Source organism: Corynebacterium pilbarense (assembly GCF_026930265.1).
In the GTDB taxonomy this organism is placed as follows: Bacteria; Actinomycetota; Actinomycetes; order Mycobacteriales; family Mycobacteriaceae; genus Corynebacterium; species Corynebacterium pilbarense.
The window spans coordinates 1-17,273 of sequence record NZ_JANRML010000022.1 but is presented as its reverse complement, the minus strand read 5'-3'; the positions used below and the strand labels follow the sequence as shown (position 1 = coordinate 17,273).

Sequence of the window (17,273 nt, the reverse complement as noted above, 5' to 3'; positions counted from 1 at the left end):
TTCACATCTTTCGGAGTCCAACGACCCGCCACAACAACCTCCAAGTCGAGGTGGCGCATTCACCCACTGACAACTCCCCTTCTCTGCCTTGAGTTGTTCAATCTGACGATCAAGGTTCTGATCTTTCGAACTCACCCGGGCATAGCCCACCTTTTGTCCTGAGATCGCCCCCAACTGTTCAGTGATCTCCAGAGGCAGTGACGGTTCTGTTCCGTTAGTCTTGGAACTAACCCTAGCGAACAGGAAGTTTTTTCATTCACAAATTGTTCGCTTGGGGTGTACCCCAGGTGCCCCTACCAGCGCCCGCAGTTGAAGGCTTCACCTACCAAATGGTAAAGTTAGCTATATGCGAACCAGTCAGCGCTCCGAGATCCTGGAAGCTGCCCTCCGCGTCATGAACGCAGCGGAGGGTGGCGACATTACCCTTGACGCAGTGGCCCACGAGGCCGGGCTCACCAAACCGGGATTGCTATATCACTTCCGCAACCGCGACGTACTGCTCGCCGCGATCGTCGACCACGCTGCGGCCAACGTCGAGAACGACATGACTGCCACCCTTGGCAAGCCCCTCGAGAACGCCAACGCCACCGAGCGGCTCCTGAGCTACGTTCACGTCGCCGCCCACGGGGCCGCCAAGCGCGCCGAGTTCATCATCTGGGGCCAAGCGACGTACCGGCCCGAACTCACCGAACCGTGGACTACGCGGATGGGCCGCTGGCTCGAACTCCCGGACGATCTCGACGCCGCCACCCGAGCCAGGCTGACCACCGCCCGACTCGCCGCCGACGGACTCTGGGGCGCCCAGGCCACAGGTGTGTCCACCCTCCACGGCGCGGATCTCGAAGCCGTCGTCTCCAGCATTCGCTCCCTGATCGAAGGAACAACCCCATGAAGCAGTGGTTCCTGCTCGCTGGTGCCATCACTACCGAAGTGGCGGCGACGCTGTCTCTCAAGGCGGCGCTCAATCACCCATCCTGGTACATCGTGGTTGCTGCCGGATACATCGGCGCTTTCGTCTTCCTCACCTTCTGCCTGCGCGAAGGAATGCAGATCGGCGTCGCCTATGGCATCTGGGGAGCCAGCGGGGTCGTGCTCGCCGCTGTGCTATCCGCCGCGATTTTCGGTGAACCTCTGACTGCTGTGATGGGTCTTGGAATGGTTCTGATCATCAGCGGTGTCCTCACCGTCGAACTCGGCTCCCAGAAAGCTCAGCAAACCGCAGCCCAGGAAGCAGGAGTCAACTCATGAGATGGATCTTCCTCGCAGGCGCCATCTTGTCCGAAGTCGTCGCGACCATGTCGCTACGAGCCTCCGACGGTGGCCGGGTGAAGAAATGGTTCATCGGCGTCATCGCGGGGTATCTCGTGGCGTTCGTCGCCTTAAGTCTCGCCTTGGCCGACGGCATGGCCCTTGGCGTCGCCTACGGCATCTGGGCAGCATCCGGCGTAGCTCTCACCGCGATCCTCGCCCGGGTCATCTTCCACGAACCCCTCACCCGAACCATGGCCCTCGGCATCCTCTTCATCGCCGTCGGAGTTCTCACCGTTGAAATCGGCGCCAACTTGGCGAACTGACGCATTTCCGCAGGTAAACCAGGCAGATTGGTGTGCCCCAGGTGCACCACGAGGCGCACAGACAAAGGCTCCCCAATGAGCGCCTGTGGGCCTAGCGTTGTGGATGTGATCACCTGTGTCGTCCACTACACCATCGACCCCGACCAGATCGCGGCCTTTGAACAGTTCGCCCGCGCTTGGATGCGGCATGTCGACGAACACGGCGGCACCCACCACGGGTACTACCTACCCGCGGAAGGTGTGAGTGACCGTGCGGAATCCCTGTTCAGCTTCCCCAGCCTGGCTGCCTACGAGCAGTACCGCACCTTGTTCGGCACCCACCCGGACTTCATCGCCGCTGACCGGATTCGAGACGAGTCCGGGTGCGTCCTGCGGTACGAGCGCACCTTCATGCGGCCGCTCCTACCCCAGGGACACTGAAAGGGACTCCGGCAGCACGCTCGGCACAACCCACAACGCCGCAGGTCAGCGCGTACAGATGGGTGTACCCCAAAAGCCTCATGTCTCGATTATGCCTCACAAACCCCTACCGAGCACCACCCTGCGACAACTTAGGGCGAGACGCTTTAGTGAGACGGGGAGGAGGCCAATTGCCCCATGAAACGGTCTCACATTCCAGTTCCTGCCGGGTGTCTCATAAAACTTTAGGTTTTCAGGACGCTCCGCGACCGCTAGTGGGCCATATAAGCGAGTCGGGTGTGGTCATCGACAGCGGCATGGACGTGGTCGAACCCGATCGGGTCTTCCGGTCGCGGATCGGTCGTGGACTCGCCAACCGCCGCTGTCGGGGATGCGGCTGAGTTTCTTCACATCGATATGGATGAGCTTGCCTGGCCACCAGCAACGCTCTCGCATGCGTGGTCAAGCGGGCGTTACCGTTGGGCATAGAGGCCTCCGGCAGTGAAGAACTAGACAGCTCCACTAAGCCAGGAGGCCTAACTATTTCACAAGACCGAAAGTGCCACCAACGTCACGGTCGAGTACAACTAGTGGGTGTCACTGTGGCTTTCCGAAGTCCACCACACTGACGTTCCCGTCATTGCGGGGGCGGTACAGAGGGCTCCTGACGGATTGCCCGAAGTCCTCTGCACGAATTGACTTCCGGCCTGATGCCGCTGTACCAACCTGTCCTGATAGGCGGGCGCCTCGTTTGCCAGAAGATGGGGCACGGTTCCCTCTCCCCCTTGCTTTTTGGGAGTCCTCGGCCAGCTACGGGATCGTGCCTGGCCGGTCCTCGGTCGAGTTGTTGTCCGGAGTTGGTGCGCAGCAGTCGGGTTCCCCGCTTTGCCCGGGGCCCTCGCCTGTGGGCGGCGTTCCCTGTCTGATGCGCAGTCTCCTGCGCCGGTTGAGGGCGGCCAATGCCGATGCGAGCACCACGGCTGCGGCGAGGGCTGCGATCAGGGTGCTGTTGTCGCTGATCCAGGCGCTGGCGGCGGCTGACCATACGGCGAGGCTGTTGGCCTGTGCGGTTCCGCCGGTGGCGGCGGGATACCAATACCAGCTGAGGTAGGCGCCGGTTATGGTGAGGATGAAGGCGGCGATGCGGTTGCTGTGCTTGGCCAGGCCGGTGATTCTTCGCCCGAGGGCGGCCCCGGCGATGGACGTGCCTGCCGAAACGAGCACCAGGACAGTGGCCGAGCCTGCGGCGTAGGCGGCGAAGACCGCGAGCAGCCCGGCGTAGCTGGCGACGGCCTGGGCTTGGGCGATCACGGCCATGAGCACCCCGAGGGTGCAGCCGAGGGATGCTGCGGCGTATCCGATCCCGAAGGCCACCATGCGCCCGGTTTTGTGACCTGCCCCTGCGGCTTCTTGTGTGCGGGGTTTCGTGGCCCAGGCCGGCAGACGGAGCCGTGGTGTGAGTCCGGTGAGCATGGCCAGGCCCAGCAGGAGAAGGATCACCCCGGTGGCCATTCCCAGCCAGGGCGCTGCGCTGATCAGGGTCCTGGCGCCCGCGCTGACGATCAGCCCGAAGGCTGCCAGGGTCCCGGCGAAGCCGAGGCTGAGCGCGAGCCCGGCTCGGAGCCCGTGGGCCAGACGCAGCGCGAGCGGGCGCGTCCGGGCGTCCCCGATGGTCTGGGCTATCCAGGCGGGCAGGAGGGCGAAACCGCAGGGATTGACGGGGGCAATCATTCCAGCGGCGAAGGCCAGGGCAAGCAGGGCTGTCATTGGGCACCGGCCTTGGTGAGTTCTTCTTGGATCTTTTCCGCAGACGGGTCGGTGGCCCGGAAGGTAACGTCGCCCTTCGCGTCGACCACCACCAGGGTGCTTATGGAGGTGACCTTGTACCGGGTGGTCAGTGTGGCCTCGGTGTCGATGACGGCAGGGAGCTCAGGGGCCTTGATGTAATCGCGGAATCCGTTGATGGTCTCCTTCGGTTCTCGGGGGTCCACGTCCACCAGGAGGTAGTCGGCCGAGCTTCCCAGGGCCGTGGAGGCCTTGTTCAGGGAATCGGCCCCTTCCACACACTCACCGCATCCGGCAGAGAAGAAGAACAGTGCTGCGGGCTTACCGTCCGGGATGGTCCGGGTAGTGCCGTCAATGTCGGAGACCGTAACAGCAACGGCACCGGCCGCGTCGGGCGACGAACCGCCTGGCGCGGCCGACGGGCCGCTCGGTGAGCTGGCGCAGGCGGTTGTCAGTGCCATGACCGCTGTCAGAAACAGGGCGGAGGCGAGGTGCCTGGGCCGGGGAACGGACAGAGAACGGCGGGATCTCGGGTATGTCATGGTGTCTGGTGGTTCCTTCCAGGAATGGGGATGGGGACTCAGGCGGTGCCGTGGTCGGTGCGGTGGTGCTCGGGGGATGCGGGAGGGCAGCAGTCGTCGGACCTGCGGCGTTTTCGCTGCCTGGTGACGGCGATGATCCCGGCCAGGAGCACCGTGGCGGCCGCGAGTAACACGAGGGGATTTGAGAAGAATCCGGCGATCGCGCCGAGGGCTCCGGCGGCGATGAGGATGGGTCCTGCGCAGCATAGGATCATGGCCGCTGCTATGCCGATTCCTGCGGCCAGTGTGTGGTATCGCCCGGGGCGACCGGTCTGCCGGACGGGTTGATGGCCGGTGTCTGGCTGTTCTGGGTGCTGGGTCATGTCATGTCCTTTTAAAGCTCAGCAGCAGGAGTCCTGCGCCGCGGGGGCCCGCGTGGCGGCCGCGGCGAGGAGGGCGGCGGCCATGGCGGCACCGGCCCGGTGTGCCGCCTCGATGTCCAGGACTTCGCCGTCGGGATGGGAATCCAACCACGGCTGGGCGTCCTCGCGGGAGGCGAAGTAGTGGACCTGGTTGCAGAACGATGACCGCACCGGCCCCGTGCCCGGGTGGCTGATGATGGACACGACGGCGGTGGCCGGCTGCACGGAGGTCACCGTGCCGTCCGCGTCCGTCATCACCCGGATGACGGTCCCGCTACCCGGGGAGGTCGACTCAATGGTTGCGGCCTTCCCGATCAGGGCCGGGAAGAAGAGGGTGTCCAGGGCGCACCAGGTGTAGAGCTGTTCCCCGGCCAGGGTGAAGCGATGCGGGGTGGGCCGCATCGTCAGGGCCAGGCCGATGATGCGGCCCTCGTCGTCGTACTCGGTGTCCGGGACGGCGGCCAGTCCCTGCCGGACCGTGTCTTCGCTCCGGCCACTGGCGGTGGCCAGTTCGGCGACCGTGACGGGCTCGCCCTCGGCCAGGAGCCGCAGCAGCGGCACGAACAATTCCGGGTCTATTCCGGAGCGCGCGGGGGACAACAGATAGGTGAGGGCCTGGTCAGTGGCGGTCATGGCATTCCTTTGCTTCGGTAGTGGGGGCTGCAGCTCAGGCGCAGCAGGAGAGCTTGGAGACGTCGGTGTTGAAGGCCTTGGCGGCGATCCTGATGCCCTCGGCCATCGTCAGGTAGGGGCTCCAGGCGGCGGCGACCTGCGCGGTGGTCATGCCCGCTTCGAGGATGTAGACGCCGGCGGCGGCGATCTCCCCGGCGTCCTTGGCCACCGCGGAGAGGCCCAGGATCCGTCCGGTGTCGCGGTCCGCGACAACCTTGATGAAGCCGCGGGTGTCGCGGTTGACCACGGCTCGCGGCACGTACTCCAGGGGGAGGACCCGGCACTCGCAGCTGATCCCGGCGGCGACAGCTTCCTTTTCCGTCATCCCGACCGCCCCGATGGCGGGACTGGTGAAGGTGACACGGGGCAGGTGCCGGTAGTCGACCTCGGCCAGGGCATCGGTGAACGCATTGTCCACGGCCAGGGCGCCGTGGGCCGCTGCGACGTAAACGAACTCCCGATGGCCGGTCGCGTCCCCGGCGGCCCAAACCCGCGGGTTGGACGTGGCCAGGCGGGAATCGACCACGATCTCGCCGGATGCGCCGGTCTTCACCCCGACGGCGTCAAGGTCCAGTCCCTCGGTCACCGGGCGGCGGCCCAGTGCCACGAGGATGCGGGAAGCGCGGAACACCTCCTCGCCCCCGGCCACGTTTGCCGTCACCGAGACCCCGTCCGGGCCGGAGGTCACGGAGTCGGCCATGGCCCGCCGGACCACCCGGATCCCCTCGTCGGCGAACACCCCCGCCAACGCCTTGGATGCCTCCGGTTCCTCCTGCGAGGCCAACCGGGAACGGACCAGCATGGTCACCCGGGAGCCCAGCCGGGAGAAAAGCTGTGCCATCTCCAGGGCAACGTAGCCTCCGCCCAGGATCAGCATTGATTCGGGCACCTCGTCCAGTTCCATCGCCGTCGTCGAGGTCAGGTACCCGGCCTCGGCCAGTCCGGGAACGGGCGGCACGTAGGGTGCGGAGCCAGTGGCCACGAGGTAGTGCCCGGCCTCGATCGTTCTCACTGCACCATCCGGGGAGATCACCCGGAGCAGCGGTGCGTCCTGGGTTCCGGTGAACGACGCGTCCCCCGAGATCATCGTCCACCCGTAGTCCGCGGCCAGATCGACGTACTTCTCCGTGCGCATGCTTTCAACCAGCGCGGCCTTGCCCTGAATCAGGGCCGGCATGTCCACCGGGCCCGCCGAGGCCGCCACCCCAGGGAAGCGGGCCGAATCCAACGCCACGTGGCGGGCCTCCGCGGCAGCCAGGAGCGCCTTCGACGGGACGCAGCCCGTGTTCACGCATGTCCCGCCCACGGTGCCGCGCTCCACCATCACGACGCGCTTGCCCAGTCCGGTGGCCCGGATCGCGGCCGCAAACGCTCCGCCGCCGGAACCAATAATCGCCAGATCGAACTTTTCGTTTGTCATTCCAGATGTCTCTTCCCTGTGGTTCAAAAGTTCCTATGGAACCATTGTGAACCTTCCAGTACAATGGAAGGTCAAGTGTGGTGGCCATTGGAAGGGGAATCGGCGAACATGAGGATCGGACAGCTTGCGGAAGCAACCGGAACCACGACCAAGACCCTGCGGTTCTACGAGGAGTCGGGGCTGCTCCCTCCGGCCGAGCGATTGGCCTCCGGCTATCGGGACTACGCCGAGGATGCCGTGGGTCGGGTCGGGTTCATCCACCGGGGCCAGGCCGCCGGGCTGACCCTCGCCCAGATCCGCCAGATCCTCGACATCCGCGACGGCGGCCAGGCGCCCTGCGAGCACGTGCGCGACCTGCTTGACGTGCGCCTCGCTGAGATCGAGCAGCAGATCGCGCAGCTCTCCGTGCTGCGCGACACTATCGCGGACCTCAGACAGGACGCCGCACACCCGGACCCTGAAACGTGCAGCACCGATCAAGTGTGTAGGTACTTGTAATCCAATTGGGCACACCTCCTGGACCGCCAAAAGGGTGCTGTTGCAAAGTTCGGGCGACAGGAAGACCTGCGTGAAATAATCACAGCCATGGGCATCTTCTCCGGTCCTCATTTCCCCCGTGAAATCATCCTGTGGGCGGTCCGGTGGTACTGCCGCTACGGGCTCAGCTACCGCGATCTGGAAGAAATGATGACCGAACGCGGCGTACCGGTCGATCACAGCACCATCTACCGCTGGGTCCAGAAATATGCTCCTGAGCTGGACAAGCAGACCCGGTGGTACCGACAAGTCCCGGATTGGCAGGCCCGGTCCTGGCGGGTGGACGAGACCTATATCCGGGTCGGGGGAAAGTGGTGCTACCTCTATCGGGCCATCACCGCGGGTGGGCATACCCTGGATTTTTACCTGTCCCCAAAGCGTAATGTCGCCGCAGCGAAGCGTTTCCTGGCCAAGACCCTGAGGTCGAACACGATAACCGGGTTCCCGCGGGTGATCAACACCGATAAAGCACCCTCCCTGGCCAGGGCAATCGCCGAGTTGAAGTCAGAGGGAATCTGCCCGCAGACCGTGGAACACTGGCAGGTGAAATACCTCAATAACGTCATTGAAGGAGATCATGGGCGGCTGAAACGGATCCTCGGACCGAAGGGGGCGTTCAAAAACCGGACCTCGGCGTACCGGACGTTGAAAGGGATGGAAGCGATGCACTCATTACGGAAAGGCCAGGGCGCGATGTTTGCCTACGAGCAACCGAACCCGGATGCGGTGATCGTCAGCCGGGTGTTCGAGGCTGCCTGAGAACGCCGACCCGCAGCGAGCATCAGAGGATGAAGACTGGGTCGTCACGGCTCTCCGCCTGAAGTTTGCAACAGCACCGAATGTGTCACGAACCCCGAATCCAAATCTCGTGGTTAATCGGAGCCATGACGGGTGTAATAACGCGCGGTGTCAAAAGTGCGGTAGAGGAGTGCACTATCGCGCGAAAAAAGAGGTTTTGAACAGGAGCTTTGCTGGTTCCGTGATGGATGTTGCGCGGTGACAAAAGACGTTCCAAGAGATCCGCCTCAGTTCAGCGCTCTACGTCGTTGTCTTTAGTCTTCACGGTGTAGAAGCGTCCTTTAACCTGCATGGATACAGGGGTCCGTACGCTGACTTGATGTAGTTGTTGTTGGAGTAGTCATTCGCGTGCATCAGTTGCATCATCTCCTGGATCTCGTTGTAGGTAGAGGATGTTCTGCGCGTTGGGCTGGATGTGCGCACCGGCGCGGGCGAAGCGATGCGGGGTTGGGTGGGGCCAAAAGTGATTCCGACGAACAAGTGTGTCTTGGTCGCCTGCTAAGGTTACCTGAATTAAACTCGCCCATATCCTGAAGGAAGCCTTGAAAAATCGAAGAATTGCGGTCGCTCTTGTCCTGGGAGTGACTGTCGGTACTACCGGGACGGTTCAACCCCTCGCCTTGGGTGCCGATCGCACAATGGCAGAACGCTTCGATCCTGTGATTGAGGCCGCTCCGAAACCATTCGGTTTGAAAGATTCTGCCGAGTGGGTAACCGTCTCAGGTTTGCCTGAAGGAACCGTGTACGAGATTCACGACCAAAACAGGGGAAGCGGAATCAAGCAGGATGGTCTTCTTGTGCAACCTGCATGGGGGGGGCACGTTACGAAGAACTTCTGTTGCAGATTTTCCCAAAGGAGCACGCCTCGAAAGAGAATAATCCGTACTCGAAAGGGAAAAACTCTAACAAGGTCAGATTCCACGTCACCTATCCAGATGGGTCAGAAGAGATCTACACGCACAACTTCGTCGTGTACCCAGCGCAGCGATATGTGCATAACCCGCACCTTTACTCAAATTTGGTTGACACCAACTCGTGGAACTCTCTCACATTTAGTGATTTGCCTAGTGGCACCACTGTTGTGCCGATGGATGTTCCCAACGGATGGGAGGCACAGTCAGCCGTGACCTCTCTCGATGTAAAACCCTCCAAGGCTGGCAACGCAGAGATCGTGGTCCGTTTCGATTACTCTGACGGGAGCTCGGAGCTCTCCACACTTCAGCTGCAGGCTCGAAGTGTCACACCCGAAACGGCTCAGCCCCCCTCAATTGCTACCGAAACTTTGGCTCCTACAAAGACCCCGGCCATTTCTCAGACGCCGAAGCAGGATAGCGGAAGCTCCACGGGTGCGATCATCGCGATCGTGATCGGCCTTCTTGGCCTTATCGGTGGTATTGGCGCTGTGTTGGTCAGTAACCCGCAGCTGCAAGCGGCATTGCCGTTCTAGCACCTTATCTACCTTCCCCAGATTTTCCATGGGGAGGGTTCTTCATGCGTCGAACCGGGTCATTGAGTTCAATCAACAAGTGCTGAAGGCCTATTTGCCAAGCGCCTCCAGCACCGCCTCGCCAACCCCCGCTGCCGACGTGGGGTTCTGGCCGGTGATGAGCTTGCCGTCCACGACGACGTGCTTGGTCATCGGGATCTTCGCGGTGGTGTATTCGCCGGCCTGGTCGCGGAGTTTCTCTTCCAGGCTGAAGGGGACTTCCTCGGTGCGGCGGGCGAGTTTCTCTTCGGTCCAGGAGTAGCCGGTGACGTGGCGGCCGTCGAGAAGCTTGGTGCCGTTGGCGAGGGTGACGTCGAGCAGACCGCACGGGCCGTGGCAGACCGCGGCGACGATCTTGTCTGCGTCGGCGAATTGGGCGACGGCCTTTTTCACCTCGTCATTGGTGAAGTCGAACATGGTGCCGTGGCCGCCGATGAGGTAAATGCCAGCGAATTCGTCGAGGTTCACATCCGCGATCGCGGGGGTGTCGTCGAGTTGGTTCATGAACTCGCGGTCCTCGTAGCGTTTGTTCGTGCCGCCGAGCTGGATCACCGGGGTTTTCAGGCTCACCGGGTCGATGGATACGGCGCCGCCGTCGACGCTGGCGAGGGTGACCTCGTGGCCGGCTTCGGTGAGCACGTCGTAGAAGTGCGTGTACTCGCCGAGCCACATGCCGGTGTGGATGCCGGAGTCGGTGTAGCGGTGGACGCTGGTGGAAAGCGCAAGAAATTTCATAAGACCATTATGCGGGCTTGGCCGCCACGTATAGTCCATGTATGTCACACAGCATACCCACAGCGAATAGTGCGCCAGTAGTAGAAACCCTGGGCATCGACATCGTTCCCGAATCCGAGCGCACCGCGAAACCCTCTGACCTGTTCTGGCCGTGGTTCGCCGCCAACATCTCAGTCTTCGGTATCTCCTACGGCTCGTTCGTGCTCTGGTTCGGGCTGTCGTGCTGGCAGGGCGCGCTTGTGACCGCGCTCGGGGTGACCTTCTCGTTCTTCCTCTGCGGGCTCATCGCCGTGGCAGGCAAGCGCGGCTCCGCGCCGACGATGGTGCTCTCGCGCGCAGCGTTCGGCGTGCAAGGGCAGAAGGTGCCTGGCATCGTTTCGTGGCTGACGTCGATTGGCTGGGAGACGTTTTTGTCCATTATGGCGGTGCTGGCCACCACTACAGTGATCCGCGAGCTCGGCGGCAACCCGGGCACCGCCACCAAGGTCATCGCTACCGCGATCGTTGCCGGGCTGATCGTGGCGGCGTCGGTGCTGGGCTACCACACGATTATGAAGCTGCAGTCGGTGCTGACCTGGATCACCGGCGCCGTGACCGTGCTGTACATGGCGCTGACCATCCCGCGCATCGACTGGGCCGCGGTCCAGTCCATCCCCTCCGGTTCCGCTGGCAGCGTGGTCGGCGCGCTGGTGATGGTGATGACGGGCTTCGGCCTGGGCTGGATCAACATCGCCGCCGACTGGTCGCGCTACCAGCGCCGCGACACCCCGGATTCCGCCATCATCTTCTGGAACACCTTCGGCGGCGCCATCGCGCCCGCCATCCTGGTGGTCTTCGGGCTGCTGCTCGCCGCGTCCGACGAGGCGCTGGCGGAAGCGATCGCCGATGATCCGATCGGCGCGCTCGCCGTGGTGCTTCCCACCTGGGTGCTCGTGCCATTTTTGATCACCGCGGTGCTCGCACTGGTCTCCGGCGCGGTGCTCGGCATCTACTCCTCGGGCCTGACACTTCTGACCTTGGGCATCAACATCCCGCGCCCCGCGGCAGCCGCGATCGACGGTGTGATTCTGACCCTCGGCACCATCTGGGTGGTCTTCTTCGCGCAAAGCTTCCTCGGGCCGTTCCAATCCTTCCTGATCACCCTCGGGGTGCCGCTGGCCAGCTGGGCGGGCATCCTCATCGCGGACATCTACTCCCGCACCCAGGACTATGACGAGCCCGCGCTTTATCGCGCCGAAGGCCGCTACGGCGCAGTCGACTGGATCTCTATCGGCACCCTGGTCGTCGCCTCGATAATCGGTTGGGGCCTGGTAGCCAACATGTTCGCCGAAGAAGCTGCCTGGAACAACTGGCAGGGCTACCTCCTGCCGCTGGTTGGCGAGCACTGGGCGGACGCGAACCTCGGCGTGCTGGTCGCGCTCGTGCTCTCTTTCGTGGCCGCGTGGTTTGCGCGCCGGGGTCGCATCCGCCGCCAGGAGGGGAGCGCGGCTTAGCGCTCCCGCCGGGAAGCGGGGCTACGTGGCCGGGTTGCGGACCAGCAGGCGGTCCACCTGGTCCGCCAGGTCCGGAGCTTGCGCGTCGAAGTCGCCGGGCAGCTCCCGGTCCGCCTCAGCGATGGCGTCTGCGTCCGGCTCACCGGCGGCCATCGCTGCCTCAGCCGCGTCGAGTAGCCGCTGCAGGCGGGGCACGTTGAGCTGGAACGCGCCGTCGTGTTCCGGGCCTTCCGCGGGTTGGATCCAGCCCGTAGCGGTGAAGATGAACATGCGGGTTTCCAGCATGTTCGCCTTCAAGCCGAGTGTGTCCTTCGGATCTCCCAGGACTCGCACGTAACCCCTGCGGGCCTCGCGCACGGTGCCGTCGGTGTCCAGGACGGGTCCTGAGTGATCGTCAGCGTTCCGTGCGATGTCGGCCAACATATGCAGTTCCAAGGGGAAGAGCGACGGCGGTTTTGCGCAGTACACGGCGGCTCTCAAAATCTCGCCCAAGGGCGCCTCCTTTATGCGGTTGTGGTGGAACTCGGTTGTACTAGCCGGGCATTATAAAAACCCGCTCGACACGGAAACCTCCAGTGTCGAACGGGCGTTCGTGTATTTGGGTTTAGAGCTTGAACAGCACCTGGTTGGCGGTGCCGGCGCGGATGACCGCGCGGGTGGCAATGTCCGCCACGTACAGGTTGCCGGAGAAATCTGGGGCGATGTAGGCGGAGCCGAGCTGCTTGACCTGCAGGGGGTTCAGCTTCTGGGGCGGGTTGGTAAAGCCCTGGTTCCAGCAGTGGACCTCGGCGGATCCCGCGCCGACGCTCACGGCCGGGATGAGCTGGCCCGGCGGGTTACACTCCGGCTGGGTTTGGCGCGCGGTGTCGGACACGCAGATGGTCTTCGTGGTGCCCTGGAGCTGGTAGATCTCGCAGCGGACGTCGCCTGCGGTGTTGGAGTAGGCGGCGCTGTTGGCGGATGCGGCCGGCGCAAGCGCTGCGGCAGCGATGAGAGTGGCGGTGGCAACAATGGGGGCGGTCTTTGTGATCTGCATGACAAAAGTATTGCAGTTTATGTCCAGCGTTGCACGCCACCGGGCAAAGATTTCAAAGAAATTCCCACAGTTTTGGCCAGGGCGCCATGCTTCTCGACGAACCCTTCGGAGCGCACACCACCCGCGCAATACACAACAACCTCGTCGCCGGGCGAGAACTGCTCAAGCGTCCTCGATACCGCCTCCGGGTCCCGCTCCACCTCGCTGAGCGGGAGGTTTATCCCCGGCACGGGCAGATCCGCGATCGCCTTCTCGTGCGGTTCGCGGACGTCGAGGGAGGGCAGGTGGTGGGCCGTGAGGGCGTCGAAAAGCGATTGCCCTTCGGTGCTTACCGAGCACGCCTCGGTGTAGGTGCCCAAGTGCGTGGCGAGCTCGCGCGCCGGGTCGCGGGTGACGGTGAAGCGGCGCATCGTGGCGGAAAGCGCGTCGTACATGTGCAGCCGGCCCACCTGAATCTCGCCGATGCCGGCGAGGAACTTCACCGCCTCGGTGGACATGAGCGAGCCGACCACCGAGGTGGTCACGCCGAGCACGCCGGCGGTGGCGCAGTCCGGCACGGAATCCGCGTCCGGCTGGGTGGGGTAGAGGTCGCGAAGACCGACCCCATCCGCGGGCGCGCCGGGGCCAGACCACCACAGAGCGATGTCGCCGCGGTAGCGCAGCACGGAGCCCCACAACAGCGGCGTGCCGGTGACCTCGGCGGCGTCGGCGGCCATGAACTTGGTGGCAAACGTGTCGGAGCCGTCGATGAGCAAGTCGACGCCCTCGAGCGCCTCGATGAAATTGTCGGGGCTGAGCCTGTTGTTCACCGCCGTGACCTGGATGTCCGGCTGCAGGGCACGCAGGCGCTCGGCGGCTACGTCGACCTTCCGGCGGCCCACGTCGGAAGCGCCGAAGAGGATTTGGCGGTGGATGTTGGTCAGGTCCACCGTGTCGTCGTCCCACACCGTGATGCGGCCGACGCCGGTTGCCGCCAGCGTCTGCATGACGGGGCAGCCCAGGCCGCCCGCGCCGATGACCAGCACGTGGGCGTCGTGCAGGCGCTGTTGCTGCTCCGGGCCGAAGCCGGGCAGGTTCATCTGGCGCGCGGTGCGCTTGAGTTCTCGCTCGGGCAGCACCTATAGAACCTCGTCCGCCCAGCTGGCCAGGCCGTCGAAGGTGGAGGACGCCACGGCGTGCTCGCGCTTCGGAATCCGCCCGGCGGCGCGCGCAAGTCTGCCGGCCTCCACCGCATGCCGCATGGCCTGCGCCATCGCCACCGGGTCCTGGCAGCGGTTCACCGCACTCGCCAGCAGCACGCCCGAGCAGCCCAGCTCCATGGCGAGCGAGGCGTCGGAGGCGGTGCCCACCCCGGCGTCGATAAGCACTGGCACCTCCGCGCGTGAGCAGATCAGCTCGATGTTGTGCGGGTTCAAAATGCCAAGCCCGGTGCCGATCGGCGAGCCCAGCGGCATCACCGCAGCCGCCCCCAAATCCTCTAAGCGCTTGGCGGCCACCGGGTCGTCGGAGGTGTAGGCCAGCACGGTAAATCCCTCGTCGACGAGCATCTCGCAGGCGTCCACGGTCTCCACCACATCGGGCAGCAGCGTGCGGTCGTCCGCGATGACCTCGAGTTTCACCCAATCGGTGCCCAGCGCCTCGCGCGCCAGCTTCGCCGTGATCACCGCGTCGCGCGCGGTGCGGCAGCCGGCCGTGTTCGGCAGCGGCGCGATATTTAAGCGCTTGAGCAGGTCGAACACGCTCTCGCCGCCGCCGGTGGTGGCGGAGTGGCGGCGCATCGCCACCGTGGTCAGCTCCGTGCCGGAGGCTTCAAGCGCCTGCTCCAGCATGTCAAAAGAACTCGCCCCGCCCGTGCCCATGATCAGGTGCGAGCCGAACTGCTTTCCGGCAATCTCCAGCACGTTTAGCCTCCTTGCACTGCGGTGAGGATGTCGGCGGCGCATCCGTCGATAAGCTTGCGCCCCCACTGCGAGCGCGGCACGACCTCGCCGTCGATGGCCACCGCGGTGCCGTCGGCGGGCGCGCCGACCTCTTTTACCAGCTCTTCTACCGTCGTGGCGGCGGTGGTGGCTGCTTCTCCGTTGAGCGTGATGTTCATGAATGCCTCCTCGGGTCGCACGCGGACAAGTCTATTGAGGGCTCTTGCCTATCGACGAGCTCCGCCCCAACCCGCGCCCCCAACCCCGCCAGCAGAATCCCGTGCCGGAAGTAGCCAGTGGACACGACCGTGCGCTCGTCGACGCGGCCGAGGTAGGGCAAGTCGTCCGGCGTGCCGGGGCGCGCGCCCGCGGTGGCCTCGACGAAGTCGCACTCCTCCAGCGCCGGAACGAGCTCGATGGCGTCACGCAGCAGCTGGTGGATGCCCTGGACCTGGGGCTGACCGCGACCGTCCTCACGGGTGGTCGCGCCGATGGTCAGCGTGCCGTCTTTTCTAGGGATGAGGTAGACGGGGCGGTCCTCCACGAACCCGCGGACTACCCGTGTAAGCAGCGGGTACTGGTGCTGCGGGACCCGCACGTGCAGGACGTCGCCGTACGCCGGGCGCAGGTCTAGGCCTGGGACGAGCTCTTGGGCGCCGAGGCCGTTGGCGACGACAACCTGGTCGGCGTTGTCGAGCTGGTCGAGGCTGTCGATGCGGTCGGTGGTGAAGGTGACGTTGGCGGACCGGCAGGCGTCGAGAATCGCACGCGTGAACAGGCGGGGCTGGACCTGGTGGTCGCCGTCGATGCTGACCGCGCCGTTGATGGCGGGGGAGAGCGCCGGCTCCAGCTTCCGGGCCTGGCGCACGGTGAGCTTGTCCACCGCCATGCCGTGCCGGGACTGGTAATCGCGCAGCTCGTCCAGGTGGGTCTTGTCCGCGATGTCGCGCGCGACCACGAGGGTGCCGTCCGTGCGGTACCCCGTGGGAAGGTCCGTGTACTTCGCGGTGAGCTCGATCAGCTCGGGATACCACTCGGCGGAGGCGCGCATCAGCGGGAAGAGGGGGTCCTGCTTGTACACGACCTCCGCCGTCGGGGCGAGCATGCCACCTGCGTGATGGGAGGCGCCGGAGGCAGGCTCGGGGTCGTGGACCGTGACCGTGTGGCCGCGGTCCGCGAGCGTAAGCGCGGTGGCCAGGCCGATAATTCCTGCGCCGACGACCGAAACATTCACGCTTGACAGGGTAGCGCGTTCGTGTCGGTGTGGAAGCGAGTTTCGCGTGGTTCAGCCGGACCTCAGCGACGCCCGTGCGCACAGACCCTGAGGAACAAAGCACGAGTTTGCCCTAATTTCGGCCTTACTCAGGGGTGCTTCCTCTGGGGTTGTGTGGCTAGCTCGTGGCTGCGTGGGCCTGCGCACCGTGGTCGAACTCGGCGACGACGCGTTCGCAATACGCCTTCGGGTTGTCCGCGTGCATGATGCCGCGCACAATGGCCAGCCCGTCCACGCCCTGGGCGGCGAGATCGTAGGCGTCGTCGGCGGTGACGTCGCCGATGGCCACCAGCGGCAGCTCGGAAGCGGCCACCAGCTCTGGGTAGCCGTCGAGCCCGATCGGGGCGCGGCCGGAATCCTTCGTCGGGGTGGAGCGGAACGGCCCGCAGCCGATGTAATCGATGACGCCCCTGTTCTCGTTGGCGGCCTGGACCAGCTCCAGGGTGCCGGTGGTCAGGCCGATGATCGCGTCCGGGCCAAGCAGCTCGCGCACCACGCGCACGTCTAGGTCGTCCTGGCCGACGTGGACGCCGGAGATGCCCTGGTTGCGGAGGGCGGCGGCGACGTCGGCGCGGTCGTCGATAAGCACATGCGTTTGCGGGTTGACGGAGTGGACTGCTTCTGCGACGGCGCGGGAGAGCGCGTAGAGCTCGCGCGCGGAGATCGGCTTCGAGCGCACCTGGATCACGCCCGCGCCGCCGGCCGCGGCCTGGCGGGCGCGCTCCACGACGTCCGCGCCCTGGCCGGTAACGAAGTAACAGCGCAGATCAAGCGGCTTAGTCACGCAGCGCCTCGATCAACTCGTCTTTGGTCATCTCGGAGCGGCCCTCGATGTCGAGCTCCTTGGCGCGTTCATACAGATCGTCTTTGGTCCAATCCTCGTAGGAGCCGGACTCGCCGCCGCGCTCGCCGACAGCCGAGCGGCCGTCGCGCGCCGCGGCGTTGGCGATGGCGGCCGCCTTGGACTTGGAGTTGCCCTCGCGCAGCAGGGCCTCGTAGAGCTCGGGATCCTTGATCGAATCAGCCATGGCCGCCAGCCTATGCGTTTTTGAGGTCCCGGTGGGGCGGGTTGCGGGCGGTGATTTGCGGATCTGCTAGTTGCTCGAAAACGGAACTAGCAGATGACTGTTATGTCTATGGACATTTTGGACGCGGAGTCTGGTCACTTATTGGACATGGAGTCTGGTGACTTATTGGACATGG

General features: G+C 64.6%; 22 protein-coding genes and 1 pseudogene. 8 read left to right on the top strand and 15 right to left on the bottom strand.

Going from position 1 to position 17,273, the window contains the following annotated elements; translation table 11 throughout:
* The first annotated feature begins 346 nt into the window (after positions 1–346).
* From NUW87_RS10855 to NUW87_RS10840, 4 genes are all read left to right on the top strand, one after another.
* The gene (locus NUW87_RS10855; RefSeq protein ID WP_034666346.1) at positions 347–892 is read left to right on the top strand and encodes a TetR/AcrR family transcriptional regulator; all 546 of its coding nucleotides are present in this window, start codon (positions 347–349) and stop codon (positions 890–892) included.
* Positions 889–1,248, top strand: coding sequence for a DMT family transporter (locus NUW87_RS10850; protein ID WP_038610824.1), 360 nt, complete (start codon positions 889–891; stop codon positions 1,246–1,248). The genes NUW87_RS10855 and NUW87_RS10850 overlap by 4 nt, the downstream gene beginning before the upstream one ends.
* A complete protein-coding gene (locus NUW87_RS10845) occupies positions 1,245–1,574 on the top strand; it encodes a DMT family transporter (protein WP_034666342.1) in 330 nt (109 codons plus the stop codon). Before NUW87_RS10850 ends, NUW87_RS10845 begins: the two co-directional genes overlap by 4 nt.
* Positions 1,575–1,679: 105 nt before the next feature.
* A complete protein-coding gene (locus NUW87_RS10840) occupies positions 1,680–1,994 on the top strand; it encodes an NIPSNAP family protein (RefSeq protein WP_230208643.1) in 315 nt (104 codons plus the stop codon).
* A gap of 263 nt (positions 1,995–2,257) precedes the next feature.
* Here NUW87_RS10840 and NUW87_RS10835 read toward each other — a convergent pair.
* The 6 genes and pseudogenes from NUW87_RS10835 to merA all read right to left on the bottom strand — a co-directional run.
* Positions 2,258–2,408 (bottom strand): annotated as a pseudogene (locus NUW87_RS10835) (IS481 family transposase); the annotation flags it as partial.
* 375 nt (positions 2,409–2,783) lie between these two features.
* The gene (locus NUW87_RS10830; protein ID WP_269028522.1) at positions 2,784–3,740 is read right to left on the bottom strand and encodes a cytochrome c biogenesis CcdA family protein; all 957 of its coding nucleotides are present in this window, start codon (positions 3,738–3,740) and stop codon (positions 2,784–2,786) included.
* The gene (locus NUW87_RS10825; protein WP_228496497.1) at positions 3,737–4,219 is read right to left on the bottom strand and encodes a TlpA family protein disulfide reductase; all 483 of its coding nucleotides are present in this window, start codon (positions 4,217–4,219) and stop codon (positions 3,737–3,739) included. The genes NUW87_RS10830 and NUW87_RS10825 overlap by 4 nt, the downstream gene beginning before the upstream one ends.
* A gap of 119 nt (positions 4,220–4,338) precedes the next feature.
* Entirely contained in the window at positions 4,339–4,662 is a 324-nt protein-coding gene (merT, locus tag NUW87_RS10820; RefSeq protein WP_500683253.1) for a mercuric ion transporter MerT, read from the bottom strand.
* Positions 4,663–4,680: 18 nt separating this feature from the next.
* Positions 4,681–5,334 carry an organomercurial lyase MerB gene (gene merB / locus NUW87_RS10815; RefSeq protein WP_269028520.1) on the bottom strand — a complete coding sequence of 218 codons (654 nt, stop codon included), beginning with the start codon at positions 5,332–5,334 and terminating at the stop codon, positions 4,681–4,683.
* A 34-nt stretch (positions 5,335–5,368) separates the two neighbouring features.
* Complete coding sequence (gene merA, locus NUW87_RS10810) at positions 5,369–6,793, bottom strand: mercury(II) reductase (protein WP_269028519.1); 1,425 nt, start codon at positions 6,791–6,793, stop codon at positions 5,369–5,371.
* Between the two features lie 108 nt (positions 6,794–6,901).
* On the opposite strand from merA, the gene NUW87_RS10805 reads away from it, so the two are divergent.
* The 3 genes from NUW87_RS10805 to NUW87_RS10795 all read left to right on the top strand — a co-directional run bounded on the left by NUW87_RS10805 (position 6,902) and on the right by NUW87_RS10795 (position 9,575).
* Positions 6,902–7,291, top strand: a complete 390-nt coding sequence (locus NUW87_RS10805) for a heavy metal-responsive transcriptional regulator (protein ID WP_004601215.1) — start codon at positions 6,902–6,904, stop codon at positions 7,289–7,291.
* 87 nt (positions 7,292–7,378) lie between these two features.
* Positions 7,379–8,089: an IS6 family transposase gene (locus NUW87_RS10800; RefSeq protein ID WP_269028518.1), complete on the top strand. Its 711-nt coding sequence runs from the start codon at positions 7,379–7,381 to the stop codon at positions 8,087–8,089.
* 877 nt (positions 8,090–8,966) lie between these two features.
* Entirely contained in the window at positions 8,967–9,575 is a 609-nt protein-coding gene (locus NUW87_RS10795) for a hypothetical protein (protein WP_269028517.1), read from the top strand.
* A gap of 90 nt (positions 9,576–9,665) precedes the next feature.
* Here NUW87_RS10795 and NUW87_RS10790 read toward each other — a convergent pair whose 3' ends face one another.
* Entirely contained in the window at positions 9,666–10,349 is a 684-nt protein-coding gene (locus tag NUW87_RS10790) for a type 1 glutamine amidotransferase domain-containing protein (protein ID WP_269028515.1), read from the bottom strand.
* A gap of 41 nt (positions 10,350–10,390) precedes the next feature.
* On the opposite strand from NUW87_RS10790, the gene NUW87_RS10785 reads away from it, so the two are divergent.
* Positions 10,391–11,842 (top strand): purine-cytosine permease family protein, encoded by a 1,452-nt coding sequence (locus tag NUW87_RS10785; protein WP_269028514.1) that lies wholly within the window; start codon positions 10,391–10,393, stop codon positions 11,840–11,842.
* Between the two features lie 21 nt (positions 11,843–11,863).
* Here the strand turns inward: NUW87_RS10785 and NUW87_RS10780 are convergent, their stop codons facing one another.
* From NUW87_RS10780 to NUW87_RS10745, 8 genes are all read right to left on the bottom strand, one after another.
* Complete coding sequence (locus tag NUW87_RS10780; protein ID WP_269028512.1) at positions 11,864–12,265, bottom strand: hypothetical protein; 402 nt, start codon at positions 12,263–12,265, stop codon at positions 11,864–11,866.
* Between the two features lie 181 nt (positions 12,266–12,446).
* The gene (locus NUW87_RS10775; protein ID WP_269028511.1) at positions 12,447–12,878 is read right to left on the bottom strand and encodes a hypothetical protein; all 432 of its coding nucleotides are present in this window, start codon (positions 12,876–12,878) and stop codon (positions 12,447–12,449) included.
* A gap of 17 nt (positions 12,879–12,895) precedes the next feature.
* The gene (locus NUW87_RS10770) at positions 12,896–13,996 is read right to left on the bottom strand and encodes a ThiF family adenylyltransferase (RefSeq protein ID WP_269028510.1); all 1,101 of its coding nucleotides are present in this window, start codon (positions 13,994–13,996) and stop codon (positions 12,896–12,898) included.
* On the bottom strand, positions 13,997–14,779 hold the full coding sequence (locus tag NUW87_RS10765) for a thiazole synthase (RefSeq protein ID WP_239218471.1): 783 nt from the start codon (positions 14,777–14,779) through the stop codon (positions 13,997–13,999). It lies immediately after the preceding gene.
* Positions 14,780–14,781: 2 nt separating this feature from the next.
* The gene (thiS, locus tag NUW87_RS10760) at positions 14,782–14,976 is read right to left on the bottom strand and encodes a sulfur carrier protein ThiS (protein ID WP_239218469.1); all 195 of its coding nucleotides are present in this window, start codon (positions 14,974–14,976) and stop codon (positions 14,782–14,784) included.
* Positions 14,973–16,040 (bottom strand): glycine oxidase ThiO, encoded by a 1,068-nt coding sequence (thiO, locus tag NUW87_RS10755; RefSeq protein ID WP_269028526.1) that lies wholly within the window; start codon positions 16,038–16,040, stop codon positions 14,973–14,975. The genes thiS and thiO overlap by 4 nt, the downstream gene beginning before the upstream one ends.
* 148 nt (positions 16,041–16,188) lie before the next feature.
* The gene (locus NUW87_RS10750; protein ID WP_269028508.1) at positions 16,189–16,854 is read right to left on the bottom strand and encodes a thiamine phosphate synthase; all 666 of its coding nucleotides are present in this window, start codon (positions 16,852–16,854) and stop codon (positions 16,189–16,191) included.
* The gene (locus NUW87_RS10745; protein ID WP_269028507.1) at positions 16,847–17,098 is read right to left on the bottom strand and encodes a DUF7218 family protein; all 252 of its coding nucleotides are present in this window, start codon (positions 17,096–17,098) and stop codon (positions 16,847–16,849) included. The genes NUW87_RS10750 and NUW87_RS10745 overlap by 8 nt, the downstream gene beginning before the upstream one ends.
* Positions 17,099–17,273: the final 175 nt, after the last annotated feature.

Excerpts from the sequence above, each read along its gene's own strand:
- NUW87_RS10780 (WP_269028512.1), bottom strand. The coding sequence starts at position 12,265 with ATGTTGGCCGACATCGCACGGAACGCTGACGATCACTCAGGACCCGTC.
- thiS (WP_239218469.1), bottom strand. The coding sequence starts at position 14,976 with ATGAACATCACGCTCAACGGAGAAGCAGCCACCACCGCCGCCACGACG.
- NUW87_RS10830 (WP_269028522.1), bottom strand. The coding sequence starts at position 3,740 with ATGACAGCCCTGCTTGCCCTGGCCTTCGCCGCTGGAATGATTGCCCCC.
- merT (WP_500683253.1), bottom strand. The coding sequence starts at position 4,662 with ATGACCCAGCACCCAGAACAGCCAGACACCGGCCATCAACCCGTCCGG.
- NUW87_RS10800 (WP_269028518.1), top strand. The coding sequence starts at position 7,379 with ATGGGCATCTTCTCCGGTCCTCATTTCCCCCGTGAAATCATCCTGTGG.
- NUW87_RS10785 (WP_269028514.1), top strand. The coding sequence starts at position 10,391 with ATGTCACACAGCATACCCACAGCGAATAGTGCGCCAGTAGTAGAAACC.
- NUW87_RS10845 (WP_034666342.1), top strand. The coding sequence starts at position 1,245 with ATGAGATGGATCTTCCTCGCAGGCGCCATCTTGTCCGAAGTCGTCGCG.
- NUW87_RS10850 (WP_038610824.1), top strand. The coding sequence starts at position 889 with ATGAAGCAGTGGTTCCTGCTCGCTGGTGCCATCACTACCGAAGTGGCG.
- merB (WP_269028520.1), bottom strand. The coding sequence starts at position 5,334 with ATGACCGCCACTGACCAGGCCCTCACCTATCTGTTGTCCCCCGCGCGC.
- NUW87_RS10805 (WP_004601215.1), top strand. The coding sequence starts at position 6,902 with ATGAGGATCGGACAGCTTGCGGAAGCAACCGGAACCACGACCAAGACC.
- NUW87_RS10790 (WP_269028515.1), bottom strand. The coding sequence starts at position 10,349 with ATGAAATTTCTTGCGCTTTCCACCAGCGTCCACCGCTACACCGACTCC.
- merA (WP_269028519.1), bottom strand. The coding sequence starts at position 6,793 with ATGACAAACGAAAAGTTCGATCTGGCGATTATTGGTTCCGGCGGCGGA.
- NUW87_RS10745 (WP_269028507.1), bottom strand. The coding sequence starts at position 17,098 with ATGGCTGATTCGATCAAGGATCCCGAGCTCTACGAGGCCCTGCTGCGC.
- NUW87_RS10855 (WP_034666346.1), top strand. The coding sequence starts at position 347 with ATGCGAACCAGTCAGCGCTCCGAGATCCTGGAAGCTGCCCTCCGCGTC.
- NUW87_RS10775 (WP_269028511.1), bottom strand. The coding sequence starts at position 12,878 with ATGCAGATCACAAAGACCGCCCCCATTGTTGCCACCGCCACTCTCATC.
- NUW87_RS10825 (WP_228496497.1), bottom strand. The coding sequence starts at position 4,219 with ATGGCACTGACAACCGCCTGCGCCAGCTCACCGAGCGGCCCGTCGGCC.